Source organism: Photobacterium atrarenae, from assembly GCF_024380015.1.
GTDB classification, from domain to species: domain Bacteria; phylum Pseudomonadota; class Gammaproteobacteria; order Enterobacterales; family Vibrionaceae; genus Photobacterium; species Photobacterium atrarenae.
The window spans coordinates 3,074,451-3,094,492 of sequence record NZ_CP101508.1; the positions used below are offsets into that span (position 1 = coordinate 3,074,451).

General features: G+C 54.9%; 17 protein-coding genes. 10 read left to right on the top strand and 7 right to left on the bottom strand.

The features are described 5' to 3' along the window. Nucleotides 1-270: 270 nt before the first annotated feature. Together ispB and NNL38_RS14225 are read left to right on the top strand one after the other, a co-directional pair. Nucleotides 271-1,242, top strand: a complete 972-nt coding sequence (ispB, locus tag NNL38_RS14220; RefSeq protein WP_255388667.1) for an octaprenyl diphosphate synthase — start codon at nt 271-273, stop codon at nt 1,240-1,242. Between the two features lie 158 nt (nt 1,243-1,400). Next, nucleotides 1,401-1,595 (top strand): hypothetical protein, encoded by a 195-nt coding sequence (locus NNL38_RS14225; protein ID WP_255388668.1) that lies wholly within the window; start codon nt 1,401-1,403, stop codon nt 1,593-1,595. A gap of 82 nt (nt 1,596-1,677) precedes the next feature. Here NNL38_RS14225 and mdh read toward each other — a convergent pair whose 3' ends face one another. After that, nucleotides 1,678-2,616: a malate dehydrogenase gene (gene mdh, locus NNL38_RS14230; RefSeq protein WP_255388669.1), complete on the bottom strand. Its 939-nt coding sequence runs from the start codon at nt 2,614-2,616 to the stop codon at nt 1,678-1,680. Nucleotides 2,617-2,993: 377 nt separating this feature from the next. Between mdh and argR the strand changes: the two genes are divergently transcribed. The 4 genes from argR to NNL38_RS14250 all read left to right on the top strand — a co-directional run bounded on the left by argR (nt 2,994) and on the right by NNL38_RS14250 (nt 7,960). Beyond that, nucleotides 2,994-3,464 carry a transcriptional regulator ArgR gene (argR, locus tag NNL38_RS14235; protein WP_255388670.1) on the top strand — a complete coding sequence of 157 codons (471 nt, stop codon included), beginning with the start codon at nt 2,994-2,996 and terminating at the stop codon, nt 3,462-3,464. Nucleotides 3,465-3,755: 291 nt separating this feature from the next. After that, nucleotides 3,756-4,724 carry a TAXI family TRAP transporter solute-binding subunit gene (locus tag NNL38_RS14240; RefSeq protein ID WP_255388671.1) on the top strand — a complete coding sequence of 323 codons (969 nt, stop codon included), beginning with the start codon at nt 3,756-3,758 and terminating at the stop codon, nt 4,722-4,724. A 131-nt stretch (nt 4,725-4,855) separates the two neighbouring features. Further along, nucleotides 4,856-7,438, top strand: coding sequence for a TRAP transporter permease (locus tag NNL38_RS14245; RefSeq protein WP_255388672.1), 2,583 nt, complete (start codon nt 4,856-4,858; stop codon nt 7,436-7,438). A 72-nt stretch (nt 7,439-7,510) separates the two neighbouring features. After that, nucleotides 7,511-7,960 carry a universal stress protein gene (locus tag NNL38_RS14250; RefSeq protein ID WP_255388673.1) on the top strand — a complete coding sequence of 150 codons (450 nt, stop codon included), beginning with the start codon at nt 7,511-7,513 and terminating at the stop codon, nt 7,958-7,960. An 82-nt stretch (nt 7,961-8,042) separates the two neighbouring features. On the opposite strand, the gene NNL38_RS14255 is transcribed toward NNL38_RS14250, so the two are convergent. Then, nucleotides 8,043-8,675, bottom strand: a complete 633-nt coding sequence (locus NNL38_RS14255; protein ID WP_255390660.1) for a flavin prenyltransferase UbiX — start codon at nt 8,673-8,675, stop codon at nt 8,043-8,045. An 11-nt stretch (nt 8,676-8,686) separates the two neighbouring features. After that, the gene (gene mpl, locus NNL38_RS14260) at nt 8,687-10,045 is read right to left on the bottom strand and encodes a UDP-N-acetylmuramate:L-alanyl-gamma-D-glutamyl-meso-diaminopimelate ligase (protein WP_255388675.1); all 1,359 of its coding nucleotides are present in this window, start codon (nt 10,043-10,045) and stop codon (nt 8,687-8,689) included. Nucleotides 10,046-10,254: 209 nt separating this feature from the next. Here mpl and fbp point away from each other — a divergent pair, with 209 nt between their 5' ends. Continuing rightward, on the top strand, nt 10,255-11,274 hold the full coding sequence (fbp, locus tag NNL38_RS14265) for a class 1 fructose-bisphosphatase (protein WP_255388676.1): 1,020 nt from the start codon (nt 10,255-10,257) through the stop codon (nt 11,272-11,274). 170 nt (nt 11,275-11,444) lie between these two features. Next, nucleotides 11,445-11,975: an inorganic diphosphatase gene (gene ppa, locus NNL38_RS14270; RefSeq protein ID WP_255388677.1), complete on the top strand. Its 531-nt coding sequence runs from the start codon at nt 11,445-11,447 to the stop codon at nt 11,973-11,975. 262 nt (nt 11,976-12,237) lie between these two features. Here ppa and NNL38_RS14275 read toward each other — a convergent pair whose 3' ends face one another. From NNL38_RS14275 to tamA, 3 genes are read right to left on the bottom strand one after another with little or no spacing between them, the layout of a single operon-like run. Beyond that, nucleotides 12,238-12,585: a gamma-glutamylcyclotransferase family protein gene (locus NNL38_RS14275; RefSeq protein WP_255388679.1), complete on the bottom strand. Its 348-nt coding sequence runs from the start codon at nt 12,583-12,585 to the stop codon at nt 12,238-12,240. An 11-nt stretch (nt 12,586-12,596) separates the two neighbouring features. Beyond that, a complete protein-coding gene (gene tamB, locus NNL38_RS14280) occupies nt 12,597-16,346 on the bottom strand; it encodes an autotransporter assembly complex protein TamB (protein ID WP_255388681.1) in 3,750 nt (1,249 codons plus the stop codon). After that, nucleotides 16,343-18,064, bottom strand: a complete 1,722-nt coding sequence (gene tamA, locus NNL38_RS14285; protein WP_255388682.1) for an autotransporter assembly complex protein TamA — start codon at nt 18,062-18,064, stop codon at nt 16,343-16,345. Before tamA ends, tamB begins: the two co-directional genes overlap by 4 nt. Before the next feature lie 169 nt (nt 18,065-18,233). Here tamA and msrA point away from each other — a divergent pair, with 169 nt between their 5' ends. Then, a complete protein-coding gene (msrA, locus tag NNL38_RS14290; protein ID WP_255388683.1) occupies nt 18,234-18,875 on the top strand; it encodes a peptide-methionine (S)-S-oxide reductase MsrA in 642 nt (213 codons plus the stop codon). A gap of 4 nt (nt 18,876-18,879) precedes the next feature. Here the strand turns inward: msrA and NNL38_RS14295 are convergent, their stop codons facing one another. After that, nucleotides 18,880-19,089 (bottom strand): DUF1107 domain-containing protein, encoded by a 210-nt coding sequence (locus tag NNL38_RS14295; protein ID WP_255388684.1) that lies wholly within the window; start codon nt 19,087-19,089, stop codon nt 18,880-18,882. Nucleotides 19,090-19,374: 285 nt separating this feature from the next. Between NNL38_RS14295 and NNL38_RS14300 the strand changes: the two genes are divergently transcribed. After that, nucleotides 19,375-19,926 carry a YtfJ family protein gene (locus tag NNL38_RS14300; protein WP_255388685.1) on the top strand — a complete coding sequence of 184 codons (552 nt, stop codon included), beginning with the start codon at nt 19,375-19,377 and terminating at the stop codon, nt 19,924-19,926. Nucleotides 19,927-20,042 lie beyond the last annotated feature (116 nt).

Here is a 20,042-nt window from a genome sequence, read left to right on the forward strand (position 1 = left end):
GACAGCGCATTTTTAGTGTAGTATTCGGTAATTATTTTGGTGTCAATTCACAATAACTAACTCGACAAATCAAGATCTAGCGAAAAAATGCCTCTATGGCACAAATGCAACTCAGCCGAGCAGTCAACCGGGCGACTTCAAGTATCATCAACACTTTGCCCGACCCGACCACTGGCGCTTGAGCTCGCTGGCACTTGAGATCGATTGGTGATCGAGTTGAATACCCTGAATCATTCCGCCTGGTGCGGCAACAATTTTGCTGGATGTACAATGGACTTCAAAGCTATCCAAGCGCTTACCGCCAAAGATATGGCGGAAGTCGATGCGAAGATACTGGCGCAGCTGAACTCTGAAGTGGCGCTGATCAACCAACTCGGTTTCTATATTGTCAGCGGGGGCGGGAAACGCCTGCGCCCAATCCTGGCCGTCCTGGCAGCCCGGGCGCTGGGTTACGAAGGCGACAAGCACACCACCGCCGCCGCCTTCATCGAATTTACCCATACCGCGACCCTGTTGCACGATGACGTGGTGGACGAGTCGGATATGCGCCGCGGCAAAGCCACAGCCAACGCCATGTTCGGCAACGCGGCCAGCGTGCTGGTCGGCGACTATATCTACACCCGCTCGTTTCAGATGATGACCAGCCTGCGATCCTTGAAGATCCTCGACATCATGAGTGAAGCGGTGAACGTGATCGCCGAAGGTGAAGTGCAGCAATTGATGAACTGCAATGATCCTGACACGACAGAAACCAGCTACATGCAGGTGATCTACTCCAAGACCGCCCGCCTGTTTGAAGCCGCAACGCAGGTCGCAGCCATCCTGGCCGAGTCGCCGGAAGAGGTCGAAATTGCCCTGCAAAACTACGGTCGCTACTTGGGCACCGCATTCCAGCTGATCGACGATGTGCTGGATTACACCGCCGATGGCGAGGAAATGGGCAAGAACGTCGGCGATGATCTGGCCGAAGGCAAGCCAACCCTGCCGCTACTCCATGCCATGCAGCACGGCAATGCCGAGCAGGCCGCGATGATCCGCGAAGCCATTGAGCAAGGCAACGGTCTGGACAAGCTCGAGCCAATCCTGGCCTGTATGCGCGAGGTAGGCTCCCTGACCTATACCCAGCAGCGGGCAGAAGAAGAAGCCGAAAAGGCGATTGCCAGCCTGGCAGTTCTGCCGGAGTCTGAGTATAAAGAAGCGCTCATCGCCCTGGCACATCTGGCGGTCAAACGCAGCAAATAACTGGCCAGCCGAACCGCCGCGAAAGCCTGCCGATTGTGCAGGCTTTTTTGATCAACCTTGATCACAACAGCTGCCACACGCTCCCTCCACAGCGACAAATGCCGCCCCCGTCCGTGTTCTATAGTTAAAGCAGATCCAAAACGATCCAATGGAGGTCGATGATGCAAGCCAAAGATCTAAAGCCCGGCATGTGGGTGGAATGTCGTGAAGGCGTCGCCGAAGTGATTGATATCGATGTCGAGCACAATACCGCCATCGTTGAGAACTTGCGCGATCACAAGCGCATCAATATCAACTGTGACGACATCAATGAGCAGCCTCAGCTCCATACCGGCTGCGACAGTTATTACTGAGTCGGGTCGCGCCAGCGCTGGAAAAAAGAAAGCGGCCCGCAGGCCGCTTTCGATTGATGGGAACTCAGCATCAAGCCGCGGCTTATTTCGCTGCGAACTCTTCGCCTTTGGCAATATCGCCTTTCAGCGTATCGAGCATGCTTTCCAGTGCTTCTTGTTCAAACGCACTCAGCTTGCCGTAATCCATGATCTCTTCTACGCCGTCTTTACCCAGCAGAACCGGCTGTGCAAAGAAGCGCGCGTGCTGACCGTCGCCTTCCACGTAAGCGCACTCAACCACGCCCTGCTCGCCTTGCAGCGCGCGAACCACAGACAGACCAAAGCGACAAGCCGCCTGACCCATCGACAGCGTTGCAGATCCGCCACCAGCTTTGGCTTCAACCACTTCGGTCCCCGCATTCTGAATGCGTGGCGTCAGCGCCTTGATTTCTTCCTCAGTGAACTCAACACCCTCCACCTGAGACAGCAGCGGCAGAATCGTGACACCTGAGTGACCGCCGATCACCGGCACGCGTACCTGGCCCGGATCCAGATCTTTCAGCTCAGCGACGAACGTCTCAGAACGGATCACATCCAGCGTGGTGACACCGAACAGTTTACGCTTGTCGTAAACGCCGGCTTTTTTCAGAACATCAGCAGCAATCGCAACCGTCGTGTTCACTGGGTTGGTAATAATCCCGACCACAGCATTCGGGCAAACCACAGCGATCTTCTCAGCCAGTGATTTGACGATCCCAGCATTCACATTGAACAGATCCGCACGATCCATACCCGGTTTACGCGCCACACCGGCAGAGATCAGCACCACATCCGCGCCTTCCAGGGCCGGCGTTGGATCTTCACCACCGTAACCTTTGATCGAAACCGGCGTCGGGATATGGCTCAGATCAGCCGCAACCCCAGGGGTTACCGGTGCGATGTCATACAGCGCCAGGTCAGAGCCGGCAGGCAGACGGTTTTTCAATAGCAGGGCCAGGGCCTGGCCGATACCGCCAGCAGCGCCAATCACAGCAACTTTCATGTTCGTTCTCCTTTACGATAGAAGTATATTTTTCAGACCGAAGACCAATCAAATGAAATCACTAACTTCACTAAACACATGATTTCATTTGATTGGTATGCACCGACGTTATAGCAACAAGTCCCGAAATACAATCAAACCCCACTCGCTTTGAGAGCTTACGCATAGGCATGTACAAAATGCGCTACATGTTTATAACATTATTTGTTGCGCAATGCAGCTCTCTCCAGACGCCGCGAGTGATCTCCTGATAAATAGTTATGCACTGATAACCGCTATAATGGTGACAAGCACGCCAGTTTCGGCCAACACTGTTTGCTCCGGCCCGGGGGCTGTGACAGAATACGGCACCTCGTCCCTGTATATGAAATTTACTTATGCGAAATTCAGATAAACAAGAGCGCTTGATTAAAGCATTCAAAGCCATTCTCAAAGAAGAAAAATTCAGCTCACAAGGCGAAATCGTCGACGCATTGAAAGCTCAGGGGTTCGACAATATCAACCAATCTAAAGTCTCCCGCATGCTGACCAAGTTTGGCGCGGTGCGCACCCGCAATGCCAAAATGGAAATGGTCTACTGCCTGCCGGTTGAGCTGGGCGTGCCGACCACCAGCAGCCCGCTGAAAGAATTGGTGATGGAAGTGGGTTATAACAACGCCCTGGTGGTGATCCACACCGGTCCAGGTGCAGCGCAGGTGATTGCCCGCCTATTAGATTCACTTGGCAAGGCGGAAGGGATCCTGGGGGTAGTTGCCGGGGACGACACCATTTTCATTACGCCAACCCAGGCCCTGACGACCAAAGAGCTGTTCGACTCGGTATGCGAGCTATTTGACTACAGCGCTTGAAAATTTCCGAAGACTCTCTCTCTATAAAATGAGAGAGAGTTCACAATCAGACAAACTGACCGCCATCACCAACAAATTGCACAAGCTATTGATTGGTCTAAATAATTATTCTCCTTCGCTGCTTTTTCCTGCCGTTTTCCCTGCCTTCCTTTCCATACATTCTTTAACATAATTTCAAATTTTCCCTAGGCTTTTGTTATCATCATTTTGATTTGCTTAGGCAAATATGCCTTTTCCACCGATGGATCACGTTTCCATTCTGGAGATAACAACAATTAGGAAGGGATTAACATGGCATTAAAACAACTCTTGAAGATCAGCGCATTAGCCGCCGCTGTCACGACCAGTGGCATGGCCGGCGCCCAGGACTTTATTACCATCGGCACAGGCTCTGTCACCGGTGTGTATTATCCAACCGGTGGCGCTATCTGTAAGCTGGTCAACAAGGAACGCAAACAATACAATGTTCGCTGTTCGGTTGAATCAACCGGCGGCTCTATCTATAACGTCAATACCATGCGGGCTGGTGAGCTGGACTTTGGGGTCGTTCAGTCAGACTGGCAATACCATGCCTACAACGGCACCAGTAAATTTGAAGAGCAGGGTCCGTACAAGAAAGTCCGCGCCGTCTTTTCTATTCACACCGAACCGTTCACCGTGATCGCCCGGGCAGATGCCGGCATCAATGGTGTGGCCGATCTGAAAGGCAAGCGGGTCAACATCGGGAACCCGGGCTCGGGCGACCGTGCCACCATGGGCGTGGTGATGGACGCTATGGGCTGGACCAATGAAGACTTCAAACTGGCTTCTGAGCTGAAAGGCTCCGAACGCTCACAAGCCCTGTGTGATAACAAGATTGATGCCTTCGTTTACGTGGTTGGCCACCCAAGCGGCTCTGTCAAAGAAGCAACCACGTCTTGTGATGCCAAGCTGGTTCCGGTCACCGGTGCCGCCATCGACAAGATCGTTGCCGATAACCCGTACTATGCCAAAAGTACCATCCCGGGCGGGATGTATAAGGGGACCGACTCTGATACCAACAGCTTCGGTGTAGCAGCGACCCTGGTCTCGTCAACCGACGTCTCTGACGATGTGGTTTACGCCCTGGTGAAGTCCGTGTTCGAGAACTTCGATACCTTTAAGCGCCTGCACCCGGCGTTTGCTAACCTGAAACCTGAAAATATGGTGAAAGACGGCCTGTCGATCCCGCTCCACCCAGGTGCGGTTCGCTACTACAAGGAAAAGGGTTACCTCAAGTAATCCTGCCGGAACCATCACATAGCACCTTGTGCTATTCATGCGCCGCACACGCGGCGCATGCTGTTTCACCTTCCTATAAAAACAACAATCACAATTGACAAAACTACCTAGTCCATCAAGAAGGATGATGCATGACGAAGACAACTGAGACGTCGACAGAGGTGCAGGAAATGGTGGCTCAGGCAGATACCGGGGCCAGAAAACCCGTCGGTATCCCCGGCCGAATTCTCTGGTTCGTGCCGCTGTGCTGGTCACTATTCCAGTTATGGTACGCTTCGCCCCTCCCTTTTATCTTTGACTTTGGTGTCCTCAATGACACCGAAGCCCGCTCTATCCACCTGGCGTTTGCGATTTTCCTGGCCTTTACCGCCTATCCGGCCCTGGCCCGTTCGCCGAGAGACCGGATCCCGGCTATTGATTGGTTGTTGGCCCTCGCCGGCAGCTTTTCCGCGGCCTATATCTACCTGTTCTACACCCAGCTGGCCAACCGGGCCGGCGCCCCGACCGGACCGGATATTGCCATTGCCGTGACCGGGATGATCCTGCTGCTGGAAGCCACCCGCCGCGCCCTCGGCCCGCCGTTGATGGTGGTGGCCGCAGTCTTCCTGCTCTATACCTTCGGCGGCCCGCACATGCCGGATGTCATCGCCCACAAAGGCGCCAGCCTGAACAAGGCCATGTCCCACCTGTGGCTCACGACCGAGGGGGTATTTGGGATCGCGCTGGGGGTCTCGACCTCGTTCGTGTTCCTGTTTGTCCTGTTCGGCGCGATGCTCGAACGGGCCGGCGCCGGGGCCTACTTTATTAAAGTGGCGTTCTCCCTACTGGGTCATATGCGTGGCGGTCCGGCCAAGGCAGCCGTAGTCGCATCCGGCCTGTCCGGTCTGGTGTCCGGCTCGTCGATTGCCAACGTGGTCACGACCGGAACATTCACTATTCCGCTGATGAAAAAAGTCGGCTTCCCGGGCACCAAAGCCGGCGCGGTGGAAGTGGCCGCCTCGACCAATGGTCAGCTGACCCCGCCGATCATGGGGGCCGCGGCCTTCCTGATGGTGGAATATGTCGGCATTTCCTACGTCGAAGTAATTAAGGCTGCGCTGCTGCCGGCGCTGATCTCCTACATTGCCCTGCTCTACATCGTCCACCTGGAAGCCTGTAAAGCCGGGATGACCGGACTCAAGCGCCATTACAAGCCGACCCTGGCCCAAAGCCTGTTGTCGTTCAGCGGCACGATCCTGGGGCTGATTGTCCTAAGTGCGGCGGTCTACTACGGCATTGGCTGGACAAAAGATGTCTTCGGCGCGGCGGCCACCTCAATGATTGCCGTGGTGATCCTGATCGCCTATGTAGCACTGGTCAGACTTGCCTCTCGCTATCAGGATCATCTGCTCGAAGATCCGAATGCGGAGATCACCGAAGTGCCGGATCCGGGTCCGACCATCAAGTCCGGCCTCTACTTCCTGCTGCCGATTGTGGTGCTGGTCTGGTGCCTGACGGTCGAGCGCTTCTCGCCGGGACTCTCTGCCTTCTGGGCCACGATCTTTATGATCTTCATTCTGCTGACCCAACGCCCGCTGCTGGCAATGTTCAATCAGGAGAAATCACTGATGCAAGCCGCCCTGGAAGGCGGTGTGGATCTGCTGGAGAGCCTGGTCTCCGGCGCTCGCAACATGATCGGGATAGGTGTCGCCACCGCTGCGGCCGGAATTGTGGTCGGGGTGGTCACCCTGACCGGAATCGGCCTGGTGATGACCGAGTTCGTCGAGTTTATCTCAGGCGGTAACATCATGCTGATGCTGCTGTTCACTGCACTAATCAGCCTGATCCTCGGCATGGGCCTGCCGACAACCGCCAACTACATCGTGGTCTCCACCCTGATGGCCCCGGTCATCGTCACTCTGGGCGCCCAAAGCGGGCTGATCATTCCACTGATTGCCGTGCACCTGTTCGTGTTCTACTTCGGGATCCTCGCCGACGATACCCCGCCGGTGGGTCTCGCCGCCTTTGCAGCCGCTGCCATCGCCAAGAGCGATCCGATCCGCACCGGTATTCAGGGCTTTACCTACGATATCCGGACTGCAATCCTGCCGTTTATGTTTATCTTCAACACCCAGTTACTGTTGATGAATATCGACTCCTGGTGGCACCTGTTCCTGACCGTCAGCTCCGCAGTGATCGCCATGCTGACCTTCTCCGCAGCAACCCAGGGATGGTGGTTTACCAAGACCAAATGGTGGGAAGTGATTGCGCTATTGTTGATCACCTTCTCACTTTTCCGTCCGGGTTTCTGGTGGGATATGGTCTATCCGCCTAAGGTGGAACAACCGGGGGTGGCCATTCATGAAGTTGCCGGTCAGCTGGCGATCGGTCAACCGCTGGAACTCCAGGTCAGCGGGGAAAACCTCGAAGGCAAGCAAATCAGCAAGCATGTGCTGCTGCCGTTTGACCCGGATGCCGCCGATGCCGAGGCGCGGATCGCCTCGACCGGCCTGATGCTGCGCCAGGACGGCGACAAAATGCTGGTCGATCTGATTGAGTTCGGCAGCGCGGCCGAAGCTGCCGGGATCGATTTTGACTGGGAAATCACCCAAGTGAGCCTGCCGGCCGAGCGGCCGATGAAGGAGTGGGTCTTTATTCCAATCCTGCTGCTCCTAGGCGCTTTAGGCTGGAATCAGCGCCGGCGTGCCCGCCAGCATGTTACTGCCGACGCATGACAAAGGACAAAAGATACAGGTCTAAACTATAGGGAGAGCATGCTCTCCCTTCACTGCTGAGAGAATAATAATATGTACAGACAGATATTAGTGCCCGTCGATTTAAATGAAGAAGGGTTTGCCGACAGAGCCGTCGAGCAAGCGGTTTGGCTGGCCCGGCAATCCAATGCCACCATCCATTTGCTCAATGTCCTGCCCGGGATCCATATGTCGATGGTCTCGAGCTACTTCCCCAAAGATGCCGCACGTCAAATGATGCAGGATGCCCAGCACCAGCTGAAAGAATTTGCAGCCCAGCATATCCCTGACGAAATCGTTCATCACCATTATGTCTCAGAAGGGAAAACCTGGGCGACAATTTTAGAACACGCCGAACGAGTCGGTGCGGATTTGATTGTGCTCCCAAGCCACAAACGTTCAAGGCTCGACAAGGTCATGCTGGGCTCGGTGGCGTCCAAAGTGGTGGAGAACTCCCCGATCACCGTTATGGTGATCAAGCCTCAGGTGCACCTCCCCGAATAACTACCGACGTCCTGAATAGGTATAGTCAACAAAAAGCCCGCAGTTGCGGGCTTTTTCAGAAAAGTCCAGTCAAACGAGCAGCTTAGTGAGATGATGAAGCCGCACGCTGATCGTAACCCCAGCGCGGCACCAGCCCCTGATCAACCCCGAGATGGTCCAGGATCCGGGCCACCATGAAGTCGACCAAATCGTCAATACTGGCCGGCTGATGGTAGAACCCCGGCGCAGCCGGCATAATCGTCACGCCCATCTGGGACAGCTTGAGCATATTTTCCAGGTGCAGGGTCGAAAACGGCGTTTCGCGCACCACCATCAACAACTGGCCTCGCTCTTTGAGCACCACATCCGCCGCACGCTCAATCAGGTTATCCGACATCCCGTGTGCGACCGATGCCAAAGTCCCGGCCGAGCACGGACACACCACCATCTGCTTCGGCGCTGCAGAGCCTGAGGCCACCGGTGAGAACCAGTCTTCTTTGCCACACACTTCCAGCTTCTCAGTATCGCAGTTAAGATGCGCGACCAAGGCCTGCTTCGCCGCCTCCGGGCCGGACGGTAACTTAAGACCATGTTCGGTCGCCAGTACCACCCGTGCCGCCGAGGAAATCAGCAGGTAAACCTGGTAATCCGCTGCCAGCAGGCATTCCAGCAGGCGAAGGCCGTAAGGCGCGCCGGAGGCGCCAGTCCAGGCCAGGGTGATCCGTTTATCGTGCATAGGCTCTCCCATTATTTCTTCCCTGCCAGGGCGGTCAGCAACTTCTCATGGATCCCGCCAAAACCGCCGTTACTCATTACCAGTACCTGATCGCCCGGCTGCGCAGCGGCGGCAATTTTCGCCACCAGCGCATTCAGATCACCACCGGTTTGCGCCGGTTGGCTGCAAGCCTCAGCGATTTCGTTTACCGACCAGGGAATATTATCCGGCTGATAAATGAACACTTCGTCGGCCTGGGCCAGCGCCGGGGCCAGATCCTGCTTGTGTACACCGAGCTTCATGGTATTGGAGCGCGGCTCCAGCACCGCCAGGATCCGCGCGTTGCCGACTTTGGCCCGCAAGCCGCCCAGAGTCAGTTCGACCGCGGTCGGGTGGTGAGCGAAATCGTCATAGACGGTAACCCCGCCCTGCTCGCCTTTCAGCTCCAGGCGACGTTTGGTATTGATAAATTTTCCCAGCGACTCACAGGCCAGATCCGGCGTCACGCCGACATGACGGGCCGCGGCAATCGCCATCAACGCGTTGCTGACATTATGATCCCCGACCAGATCCCAGCGCACCGTGCCGGCCAGCATGCCATCTAAATACACCTCGAAACAGCTGCCATCCGCGACTTGTTTGCAGGCCTGCCAATTGCCATTTTCACCGGTATATTCCAGCTCGCTCCAGCATCCCATCTCCAGGGTTTGCTCGATATTAGCAACGCCTTTAGGCGCCAGGATCCGGCCATTGCCCGGCACCGTACGCACCAGGTGATGAAACTGGCGTTGGATCGCTTTCAAATCATCAAAAATATCTGCGTGATCGAACTCCAGGTTGTTCATCACCAGGGTTCGTGGTCGATAATGAACAAACTTAGAACGCTTATCGAAAAAAGCACTATCGTATTCGTCCGCTTCGACGACGAAGAACATACTTTCCCCTAACCTCGCGGAAACACCGAAGTTTCCGAGCACGCCACCGACCAAAAATCCCGGCTGATAACCGCAATCTTCCAGGATCCAAGCCAGCATACTGGCCGTCGTGGTCTTGCCATGCGTGCCGGCAACCGCCAAAACCCAGCGATCGTGCAGCAGGATCTCCTGCAGCCATTGCGGTCCGGAGGTATAGCGCAAGTTATGATTCAGTACATATTCCACACAAGGGTTGCCGCGGCTCATGGCATTACCCACCACCACGAGATCCGGGGCCGGGTCGAGCTGTGCCGGGTCATAACCCTGAATTATTTCAATGCCTTGCGATTCAAGCAAGGTGCTCATGGGCGGGTAAACGTTTGCATCGCAGCCGGTCACCTTGTGGCCCAGCTGGCGGGCCAAGATCGCGGCACCGCCCATAAATGTGCCGCAAATTCCGAGAATATGGATATGCATAACTGTCGGCTCACTGGATTAATTGTTGTTTATTTCACGCGAAAGCGTTACTTCAGTACCATAAAAAAGATCTTTATATACAATTCTTTATACGCAAATAAAGCACGTAATCACAGGCACCTTGCCTGACAAAAGGTACATAAATTGTCCACCAGAGACATTGTACCTGACTTAACAGCCCCAATGACAACAAGATGCAAGGATTGTATATGTCCGATATGAGAACCCTTGGCGAGTTCATTGTCGAGAAACAAACTGACTTCCCCCACGCCAGCGGTGAGCTTTCTTCACTGTTGGGTTCGATTAAGCTGGCAGCGAAAATCGTCAACCGTGAAATCAACAAAGCAGGTCTGGTCGATATCACCGGCTCTGTTGGCGGAGAGAATGTGCAAGGCGAAGAGCAGCAAAAGCTGGACGTTTATGCCAACGACAAATTTAAAGCTGCCCTTGAAGCCCGTGATCAGGTGTGTGGTGTCGCCAGTGAAGAAGAAGACGAAGCCGTCGCCTTCAACAAAGAGCTGAACCGCAACGCCAAGTATGTCGTTTTGATGGACCCACTGGATGGTTCTTCGAATATCGACGTAAACGTTTCCGTCGGCACCATCTTCTCGATTTACCAGCGTGTCTCGCCAGTCGGCACGCCACCGACCGAGGAAGATTTCCTCCAGCCGGGTCACCGCCAAGTTGCCGCGGGTTACATTATCTACGGCTCGTCAACGATGCTGGTATACACTACCGGCAATGGGGTCCACGGCTTTACCTACGATCCGTCCCTGGGGGTATTCTGCCTGTCGCACGAGAACATGGAGATCCCGCAAGACGGCCGGATCTACTCCATCAACGAAGGCAACTACATCCGCTTCCCGATGGGTGTGAAGAAATACATCAAGCATTGCCAGGAAGATGTCCCGGCGGATAACCGCCCATACACCTCACGCTATATCGGCTCGCTGGTTGCAGATTTCCACCGCAACCTGCTCAAAGGCGGCATCTACATGTACCCGAGCACCGCCACACACCCGAACGGCAAACTTCGTCTGCTGTATGAGTGCAACCCGATGGCCTTTTTGATCGAGCAGGCGGGCGGTGTCGCCTCTGACGGCAAAAACCGGATCCTGGACCTCAAACCAACTGAGCTCCACCAGCGGGTGCCGTTCTTTGTCGGCTCAACCCACATGGTTCGTAACGTGGAAGCCTTCCTGGCCGAGTTCCCGGACACCCACGAGTAAGCCCCCAAAGCTCACTTTCAACAGGCTGCTCCGGCAGCCTGTTTCTTTATCCGCCATTTTCATCGCCGCCCCGGGGAAAACGCGGGTCCAAATAGACAACGCGCAGATGAAGTTGGTATGATTATTTCTACACATCTACATCCAGTTAATTCACCAAAAGGAAAAACATCATGAGCCTTAACCAGGTGCCAGCAGGAAAGGACATGCCGGAAGATATCTACGTGGTTATCGAGATCCCAGCCAACGCAGATCCAATCAAATACGAAATCGACAAAGACACCGGTGCTGTATTTGTTGACCGTTTTATGGCAACACCAATGTTCTACCCATGCAACTATGGTTATGTAAACAACACGCTGTCTCTTGACGGCGACCCAGTTGATGTTCTGGTTCCAACCCCGTACCCACTGGTACCAGGTTCCGTGATCCGCTGCCGTCCGGTTGGCGTACTGAAGATGACTGACGAGTCTGGTGAAGACGCGAAAGTGGTAGCAGTGCCGCACAGCAAGCTGACCAAAGAGTACGACCACATTCAAGATGTTCAGGATCTGCCTGAGCTGCTGAAAGCACAGATCACGCACTTCTTCGAGCGTTACAAAGAACTGGAAGCCGGTAAGTGGGTGAAAGTTGACGGTTGGGAAGATGCAGCAGCAGCGAAAGCTGAAATTCTGTCTTCTTTCGAGCGCGCGCAAGAGAAATAATACCAATCAAAGTAAGTGTTCAGAAATAGCGCAGGAAAAATGTTTGAGAACAAGGCAGGATTTTCAGATAAGTAGTTATTCTACAATCAAAAATTCTAACGCAGTTATCGAGCATTTGAACAAGCTAGGATGACCCCTTATTTACTGCGATTGGTATAACCTGTTGCTGAGCGCTTAAAAAAGCGCGCCTTGCTCTGCAGCAAGGCGCGCTTTCTTTTATCCGGCTATCCGGCAAGAGTACCCTCAATACGGACTAGCACGTTTACCGCTGGCACCAGTCGCCATGTGCAATCACCGGCAACCCGGCCACCGACCGCACATAAAGATAAATCCACGCCAGACCGAAGTCGGTCTCGATTTGCTCCCGGGTATAAACGGCCGGGTACTCCTCCAGGACATCCAGCGCGGCAAAGGTCACGCTGTCCACTTCATAGACCTCTCCCACCAAGGCGCTGCCCGCAGGCTGACGGACTGCCCCGGGATACCCACCGAAGTCATACAGCAGGTAACCACACGGCAGCTGGCAGCGGCCCAGCAGGAGCGCTTGGCGCAACAGTCTGTGGTTAGATTGGCCCGCACGCAGCGTGCCGTAAACAAACACCTTCTCCATGGTCGCGCCCCTTAGTTAAACTCAAACTGGTACAGCAAGTCGACCGCACTGTCGAGCCCGGAGACGGCCTCGATATAGAGATCCTGCATCAACCGATAACGCACCGTAAACTCGCCAATTGAGTCGAAGATCCCAACCCCGTATTTCACCTGTAGCCCCGGGGCAATATAGCCACTGATTGTCACCTGGGAGCTGTCCCCGGAGCCGGCGGTATCGAGAGCCAGATCCTGAACACCGAAGGCCTTACCGACATCGCCCACCAGCTGGCCGCTTTTCGCCAGCCCCATGCTAATCAGCGCGGTAGTCATAGCACTACCGCTGTCACCGGACTCGGCATCGATATCTTTCCCGCGCAGCAGGTAGGATAAAGCGTTTTGCTGTGGCATCGCCGGGTCGGAAAAAATATCCGCCTTAGGCTTGTCCGCCGGACCGCTAACCCGGATCCCCGCCGTCACGTCATCTTCAATGCTGTCTGGGTTCCGAATCGCTTCAATCGCCAGGTAAGGCTGATCCGCCGGGCCGGTAAACAGGATTTGTCCCTTGCGGATCAACAATTCCTGGCCAAACGAGCGATAGGTACCATTGCGCAGGTTCACTTCCCCGTAAACCATCGGCCCCTTGTCCTGTTGGCGAACATTGAGCTCACCCACCAGCCCGGCTTTCAGACCAAAGGCTGACAGTTTGACGTTATTGCCGATTTTCACCCGGACATTGGTTTTCACCGTAAACGGGATCGCCGGTTCAGTTTCTATCGGCTGCAAGTCATCGGTCAGCAGGATCTCATCATCCGAGACCGCCACGGCGGATTCCGGCAGCTGATCAACCGTGATCCGCCCCCAGGGAATCGCCACCACGCCCGTAATCTCGGCCAACTTCGGCGCCGCTTTAATCGTCAGATCCGGCGACACTTTCAATGCCAGCATCGGTGGTACATTCACTCTCAGCTCACGACCGTTAATCTGCAGCTGACTTTGCCAGGCCGCCAAATCCTGCCAGTTTCCCCTCCCTTGCAGCCGCAGCTTTCCGTCCGGTGTCAGCACCTCACCGCGCAGCGTGCCACTATAGCCGCTGAAGCTGGCGGTAATATTGGCCTGGTTAATATCAAGCGGAACCTGACGGCCGACCGCCTTCACCCGGGAAATATCCAGCAAGCCATTGATCGCCGGGTGCATTACCGGCCCACTGATCAGCAGATCCGCATCCACCTGGCCATCGAACTGATCATAGCCTTGAATCAACGGGGTGAGGAAGCCCAGCGTAAAGCGATCAATTTGCACCCGGGCATCCAGTTGCTGTTCACCCGTCAGCTCGGTGATCCGGGCCCTGCCGCTGATATCCCCGTTATCCCGAATGGCAATGGCCCACTCAGAGCGCAATACGTTCCGCTTCAGCTCGGCATTGAGGGTGACCCGATCCCAGCCCACTTTCATAGGCTCAGCTTCCGGGTCGTCCTGTTTGACCACGGAACCCGACGGCAGCAACACCTGGGCTTTCACGTAAGGGGTAGCCTCCGGCGCCCAGGTTGCTTCAACATTTGCCCCCAGGGCGCCTTTCAACTCAACCGTTTCCGGCATAAAGGGCGCAATCAGGGTAAAGTCAAAGTTGTTCACCGCCAGTTTCGCACGGCCCGAGGCACCGGCTTCCATGGCTTCACTCAGGCACAGGGCGGATTTATCCTGCTGCCAGCAATGCGGCGCGACGCTGACCAGCTGATTTTGAAAGCCAAAGCCCAGTTTGGTCGGCCGATTCAAACGCCACGGACCAATCTCCGTGCCAATTTCACCTTGCTGCAATACCCCTTGCCAGCCTACTTCGCGGTTGAGCTTCCCGCTCAGTTGCAGTGCGGCGCTGACCGGCTCAGCATCCAGATCCAACACCAACTGGTGCTTAGCTTCCGTCCCTTGGAAAGCCAGTGACAGCGTCTTGAGCTTAGCACCTTCCGTCACGCCATTACTGGCATTCAGCCGGATATCCGCTTTCAGCGTCGGCATCGGCGTCACCCGGCCTTTCAGGCTCAGCTGCTCCAGCGTCGCCAGCTCCTGCCAGGCCAGCCCGTTGGCGTCGAGCTGCAAATCAATGTCCGGCTCAGCCATTTTGCCGCTCAAGGCAATGTTCCCCTGGATCCGCCCCTTGGCATCCGGCAGCGAGCGGGACAGATCCGGCGCATTGACCTGTGCTGTCATATCCCAGGTCTCACTCAGCCTGCCTTTCGCGGTGAGGCCATTCGGCCCATGCTGCAGGCGCAGGCGCTCAGTCAATAGCTCAATATTGCCCTGGCCACTTTTATCACTGGCATTGAGCTGACCATCTAATGTCAGACGTTGCTCCATCAGTAAGCCGTCCACCGCCAGCTCCGGCAATTCAACAAACCAGCCCCCCTGCTCGGTCAGCCCACCCGATGTACGCAGCTTGCCGCTTAGTTCCCCTTTGGCTTCAGGCCACTCCAGTCCGGGTTGAATGTGGCTGAAATCCAGCGCCCCCTGCCAACGGACCTGATCTTTCCAGCTGGCTTTGGCACTGCCGGTAATGGTGCCGCCCAGGGTATCCACCACCAGCTTCTTCAGCGTCACTTGGGTCAGATCGCCCTGGCCTTCTAGCGCCGTTTTTACCGCAGGCATCGGCGCCCCGTCGACAGCTGTCGCCACGGTAAAGGTAAAGCCATTGAGATCACCGGCCGCTTTCACCGCAGTGTCAGCGACTTCAAACTCTGCGTCTTGATCAATCGGCCACTGGATATGCTGGCTGGTGATCTCCAGATCAAACGGCAGCGCCGGGTCCAGCGGCGACAAGGAGCCTTTGACCAAGGCATCTATCGTTCCCTTCAGACTGGCATCCAGCGAGAGCGCACCCAGCGAGCCACCCGCCTGAAGCTGCAATTGATGGTTTTGCAGCGGCGCCATCGCAATATCCAGGCCTGCATCAAGCTCAAGCGGATAATCGGCCGCCAGGGTCACCGCAGCCGTGGCATCCAGCTTGGCTTGCGGCACATCCACCAGCAGTTTGTGAATAGTGATCTCACTGCCTTCGGCGGTCGCAGCCAGATCCAGTAGATGAACCTGCTGCGGCGCCTCCCCCTGCAAGGTGAAATTCTTCACCGTAAAGCGCTGCACATCAATCGCCAGCGGCAACACGACTTCCGGTAAAGTGATCGGTTCAGCCGCAGTATCTGCCGCCGGCGCTGCATCAGATGAGCTCTCGGCCGGTGCAGTTGGCGCCAGGGTTAAATCGATATGCTCCCAGTCGGTCGGTTTGAGCACTAAGCGAGAGCCTTCCATTTCCGCTGCGGTCGCAAAATGCTGCCAGGTCACCTGATTGCCCAGGATATCCAGTGCAATGTCATCCAAGACCACCCGCTCGACGCGGATGGGCAGTGGCATCGCAATTTCAGTGACCGGCTCAGCCGGCGGCTCTGGCACCTCGGCTCCGGGCGGCGGCAGTTCCGGCATCGAAAACTGAACGTCGGAAATCCCCAGCTCGGTGAGACACACCGCCGGTATCAACAGACAGTTGTCGTCAATCTCCAGCCGGAGGCGGTCAACCGACAGGGCTATCGGCGACTCGTCATACTGTACCGATTCGAGGGTAAAGCCGCGCAGCAGGCTGCCCGAGGAATCCGCCACCGATAAGGCCGGCAAGGCTTTCTGTGCGCCCCACACCGCCACTTTAACCCCTGCCGGGGTATAGAGTAATGCGGCAACCGTCATCACGATCACCAGCAACAGGGCCAGTACTCCCCATGCAATTCGTTTCAACCAGATCATATTTCAGGCCCCAGCGTAAAGTGGATCTGGAACTTATCCCTGTTCTTATCTAATCCCAATGCAAAATCAAGGCGGATCGGCCCCACCGGCGACACCCAGCGCACGCCGGTCCCAACTCCGCGATACCAGTCTGGACCATCTGTCCAGGAAGAGCCGTAGTCAAAAAACAGCGCCCCCCACCAGTTTTCATAAACGCGATACTGGTATTCCAGAGTTGAGGTCAGCATATATTTACCCCCGACCAGCTCTCCCTTGCTGTCTTTGGGGGCGATGGATTCGTAACTGTAGCCACGCAGACTGAAATCACCACCGACGAAAAAACGCATCGATGGCGGCACATCTTCAATCCGCTCTGCGATCACGGCGCCGCCATCAATCCGGGCAATCCCGCGATGATCCTCACCGGCGCTACGGATCCAGGCCGTCCGTCCCCGGAAATGGGCCACACGGGTGTCCGATCCCCACATCGGATCGGAGTACTCCACCGAGATAAGCTGTTTGTCGCCCCAGGTAGGTAACGTTCCGCCCCGGAGCCGGGTTCGATCATAGCTGATCCCCGGGATCAACATTCTCAGTACGCCGGACTCATCCGCGCCCTGGTTATAGTTCTCATACAGATAACGCAACGAGGCAACCCGTTTCCACCCGGACTCCAGCTCCCAGTGGCGCTCGACCCCCAGGCTGGTTTCGGTACTGACCGTGTCATGGTTATCGACATAGCGGATCCCGCCGACGATCTGGTAATAGTCATTCAGCACATCTTCCAACGGGATCTTGTAAACAGCCTCAACCTTGGGCTGAATCTCGGAAATCTCAGTCTTGATATCCAAGCTGTGCCCGGCACTGTTGAGCCAGGGTTTGCGCCAGTTAAATTTCAGCCGCGGCCCCACATCGGTCGAATAACCAATACCTGTTTCGACCTGGTTTTTGACCTGTGGCTTGAGGGCAACTTTTACTGGGATCTGATCCCCTTCCAGGTGCTCGATATCGCCGCCGACAAAGATCGAGGAAAACCAGCCTACTCTCGACAAACGCTGATTAAACTCTCCCAGACGGGAGGCCAGATAGGGATCCCCTTCTTCATAAGGGATCAATGAGCGCATCCGCGATTCTTCAATCTGGCTACCAGTAAACAAAGTTTCCCCAAAGCGGTAACGCTGCCCCGCCGCAAACTCGATCATGATAAAGGCTTCACTGCGAGTCGGCGCAACCTCCAGTTTGCTCTGCGTCAGCTCTGCATCAAAATAGCCCTTACGCAAGGCCAGGCTGCTGAGGGATGATTTGAGGGACTCATATTTGCCATGATTGAGGACTCTGCCGATACCGAGCCCGGAGGTTCGTACCAGCTCGAGAAAATCCGGATCATTTTTCGCCATACCGGTGATCCGGATATCACTGCGGGCAATCCGGGTTTTCGGTCCCGCATCGACTGTTACCGTCAGGTGCGTGTTGCCGTCTTCTTCCTCAACGGCATAAGAAAAAGTCGGCTGGTAGCGCCCCAGTGCTTTCAGGGCATCCTCAATTTCGTCTTCAAGTTGCTCACGAAAGCGACCCGAGGTGCTGTAATCATCTTTTGGGATCGCCGAAACATAGGCTTCAACATTCTCGTTAAGTTTTCCGCTTAATCCCTTAATGGATAAGGTTGTTCCTGCCGAAACTGTGGCAGAAAAGGTCATCGCAAGGGCGGTAAGGCTAAACCGCTTAAACTGTTTATTCATTCTTCACTGACTTCACTAGTGAACATTATTGTTGTTTCTTTATATGCATCAGTCATTCTGACAAAGGGACACGCTAACTGCCAGTTTTTCAGCCAATGGATTCACGGTATTGATTGTCGTTCCGGTTTCCTCTACTTTCTTTGTTAAGACTGGGTAAAAGGAAATAACAATGTCTGCAACAAAACAACAGATGATTGCGCCGGAGACGGCTTTAATCGGCCGCGCAACCCCCATCATCCCCTCTCTGCCCCACGCGGTGAACGGTACGCCGCTGGATGACCACATCCCTGCCGGCCTGGACAGCATTATTCTGGGCATGGGTTGTTTCTGGGGAGCAGAGCGACTGTTCTGGCAACTTCCCGGGGTATACAGTACCTCAGTGGGCTACAGCGGTGGGTTTACGCCGAACCCGACCTACGAAGAAGTCTGCAGCGGCAAGACCGGACATGCCGAAGTCGTACGGGTTTTGTTCGACCCGGAAACAATCTCACTGGAAGCGTTATTGACGAAGTTCTGGGAGAACCACGATCCAACCCAAGGCATGCAGCAGGGCAATGACATCGGTACGCAGTACCGCTCTGTAATTTACATGACATCTGAAGCACAGTTGGCAAGCGTCCAGGACAGCAAAGCACGCTACCAGGTAGCCTTAGCCGAGCAGCACATTGAGCAGGCGATTACGACAGAAGTCGAGCACGCCGGAACCTACTATTTTGCCGAAGATTATCACCAGCAGTATCTGGCAAAAAACCCAGACGGCTATTGCGGCCTGGGTGGCACCGGCGTTTGCCTGCCACCCCAGTTAGCCTGAGCCTTTAAGCAACATCTGCTTCCAGGAGCTGAATTTCCCGATTCACTTCCGAGAGTACAGCCAGGGCTTTGAGGTCCTGGCTTTTCGGCGGTAACAAACGTCCGCGGTCAAACTCAAATGCCCCCACCCCCATAATAAACAGGCGGCCCCGATAGTAACTCTTCACATAACGTGCTACCTGGCCCGGGCGATAATGTTTAAAAACCCTTAACATACAGTCCCCTTATCATTGGTATTGCATCAGACCATGTTGTAACGAATTTGTTCGCCAGTTATCTCCCAAGTGTGACGGATGATAGCTTCAAGTCCCCCGAAATAAGTATTCAATGTAGAACATAAAGCGTCTCATTGCATAAAACTGTTCTCATTTTTCAGCATTCAAGAATTAACCTCGAAGAAGAATGAGTGATTCAGATCGACTTTTTTCAACTGGTTTTACCAGTTGGTATCAGGTGTTCTAAGATAATTGAGCGTCTATCTAAAAATGGAATAAATACAAATGAATAAGAAGCCAATCATCGCATTACTTGCCGCCCTTCTACCTGGTATTTCGGCGGCACATACCCTTCAAATTGGTCAGCCACTTCCTGTTGCTACGGTCACAGAGCATGGTGAGATCACACTCCGGGGAGATGACATTGCTTATCAAAATTGGAATACCAGCCAGCTGGGCGGCAAAGTTCGCGTGATCCAGGCGATTGCCGGTCGCAGCTCGGCCAAAGAAATGAATGCCGAGATGATGCAGGCCATCACCGCAGCCGGCTTTCCTGCCAAGCAATATCAGACCACAACCATTATCAATCAGGATGATTCGATCTGGGGGACCGGTGGGTTCGTGAAATCATCAGCCGAAGACAGCAAGCGGGAGTTTAGCTGGTCTTCCATGGTGCTGGATGCCGAGGGTCAGGTCCACGCCACTTGGGAGCTGCAGGAAGAAAGTTCCGCTATCATCGTGCTCGACAACGCCAGCAATGTCCTGTTTGTCAAAGAAGGCAAGCTGAGCCAGGATGAGATCACCGAAGCCATCAATCTAATCAAAAGTCAGCTGTAACCCGCTTAAATGAACACGAACGGCAACAAAATCATGCATCTTCACAATAAGTAATGTTATATTATTACAGTTGTGACAACCAATGGACCTGCTGCCTACGTGTATCGGTATTCGCC

Bases quoted from the DNA above. Each gene is read 5' to 3' on its own strand.
- msrA (WP_255388683.1), top strand. From the start codon at position 18,234: ATGTCTGCAACAAAACAACAGATGATTGCGCCGGAGACGGCTTTAATC.
- NNL38_RS14250 (WP_255388673.1), top strand. From the start codon at position 7,511: ATGTACAGACAGATATTAGTGCCCGTCGATTTAAATGAAGAAGGGTTT.
- tamB (WP_255388681.1), bottom strand. From the start codon at position 16,346: ATGATCTGGTTGAAACGAATTGCATGGGGAGTACTGGCCCTGTTGCTG.
- NNL38_RS14295 (WP_255388684.1), bottom strand. From the start codon at position 19,089: ATGTTAAGGGTTTTTAAACATTATCGCCCGGGCCAGGTAGCACGTTAT.
- NNL38_RS14245 (WP_255388672.1), top strand. From the start codon at position 4,856: ATGACGAAGACAACTGAGACGTCGACAGAGGTGCAGGAAATGGTGGCT.
- fbp (WP_255388676.1), top strand. From the start codon at position 10,255: ATGTCCGATATGAGAACCCTTGGCGAGTTCATTGTCGAGAAACAAACT.
- NNL38_RS14275 (WP_255388679.1), bottom strand. From the start codon at position 12,585: ATGGAGAAGGTGTTTGTTTACGGCACGCTGCGTGCGGGCCAATCTAAC.
- NNL38_RS14300 (WP_255388685.1), top strand. From the start codon at position 19,375: ATGAATAAGAAGCCAATCATCGCATTACTTGCCGCCCTTCTACCTGGT.
- NNL38_RS14240 (WP_255388671.1), top strand. From the start codon at position 3,756: ATGGCATTAAAACAACTCTTGAAGATCAGCGCATTAGCCGCCGCTGTC.
- argR (WP_255388670.1), top strand. From the start codon at position 2,994: ATGCGAAATTCAGATAAACAAGAGCGCTTGATTAAAGCATTCAAAGCC.
- tamA (WP_255388682.1), bottom strand. From the start codon at position 18,064: ATGAATAAACAGTTTAAGCGGTTTAGCCTTACCGCCCTTGCGATGACC.
- ispB (WP_255388667.1), top strand. From the start codon at position 271: ATGGACTTCAAAGCTATCCAAGCGCTTACCGCCAAAGATATGGCGGAA.
- mdh (WP_255388669.1), bottom strand. From the start codon at position 2,616: ATGAAAGTTGCTGTGATTGGCGCTGCTGGCGGTATCGGCCAGGCCCTG.
- NNL38_RS14255 (WP_255390660.1), bottom strand. From the start codon at position 8,675: ATGCACGATAAACGGATCACCCTGGCCTGGACTGGCGCCTCCGGCGCG.
- NNL38_RS14225 (WP_255388668.1), top strand. From the start codon at position 1,401: ATGATGCAAGCCAAAGATCTAAAGCCCGGCATGTGGGTGGAATGTCGT.
- ppa (WP_255388677.1), top strand. From the start codon at position 11,445: ATGAGCCTTAACCAGGTGCCAGCAGGAAAGGACATGCCGGAAGATATC.
- mpl (WP_255388675.1), bottom strand. From the start codon at position 10,045: ATGCATATCCATATTCTCGGAATTTGCGGCACATTTATGGGCGGTGCC.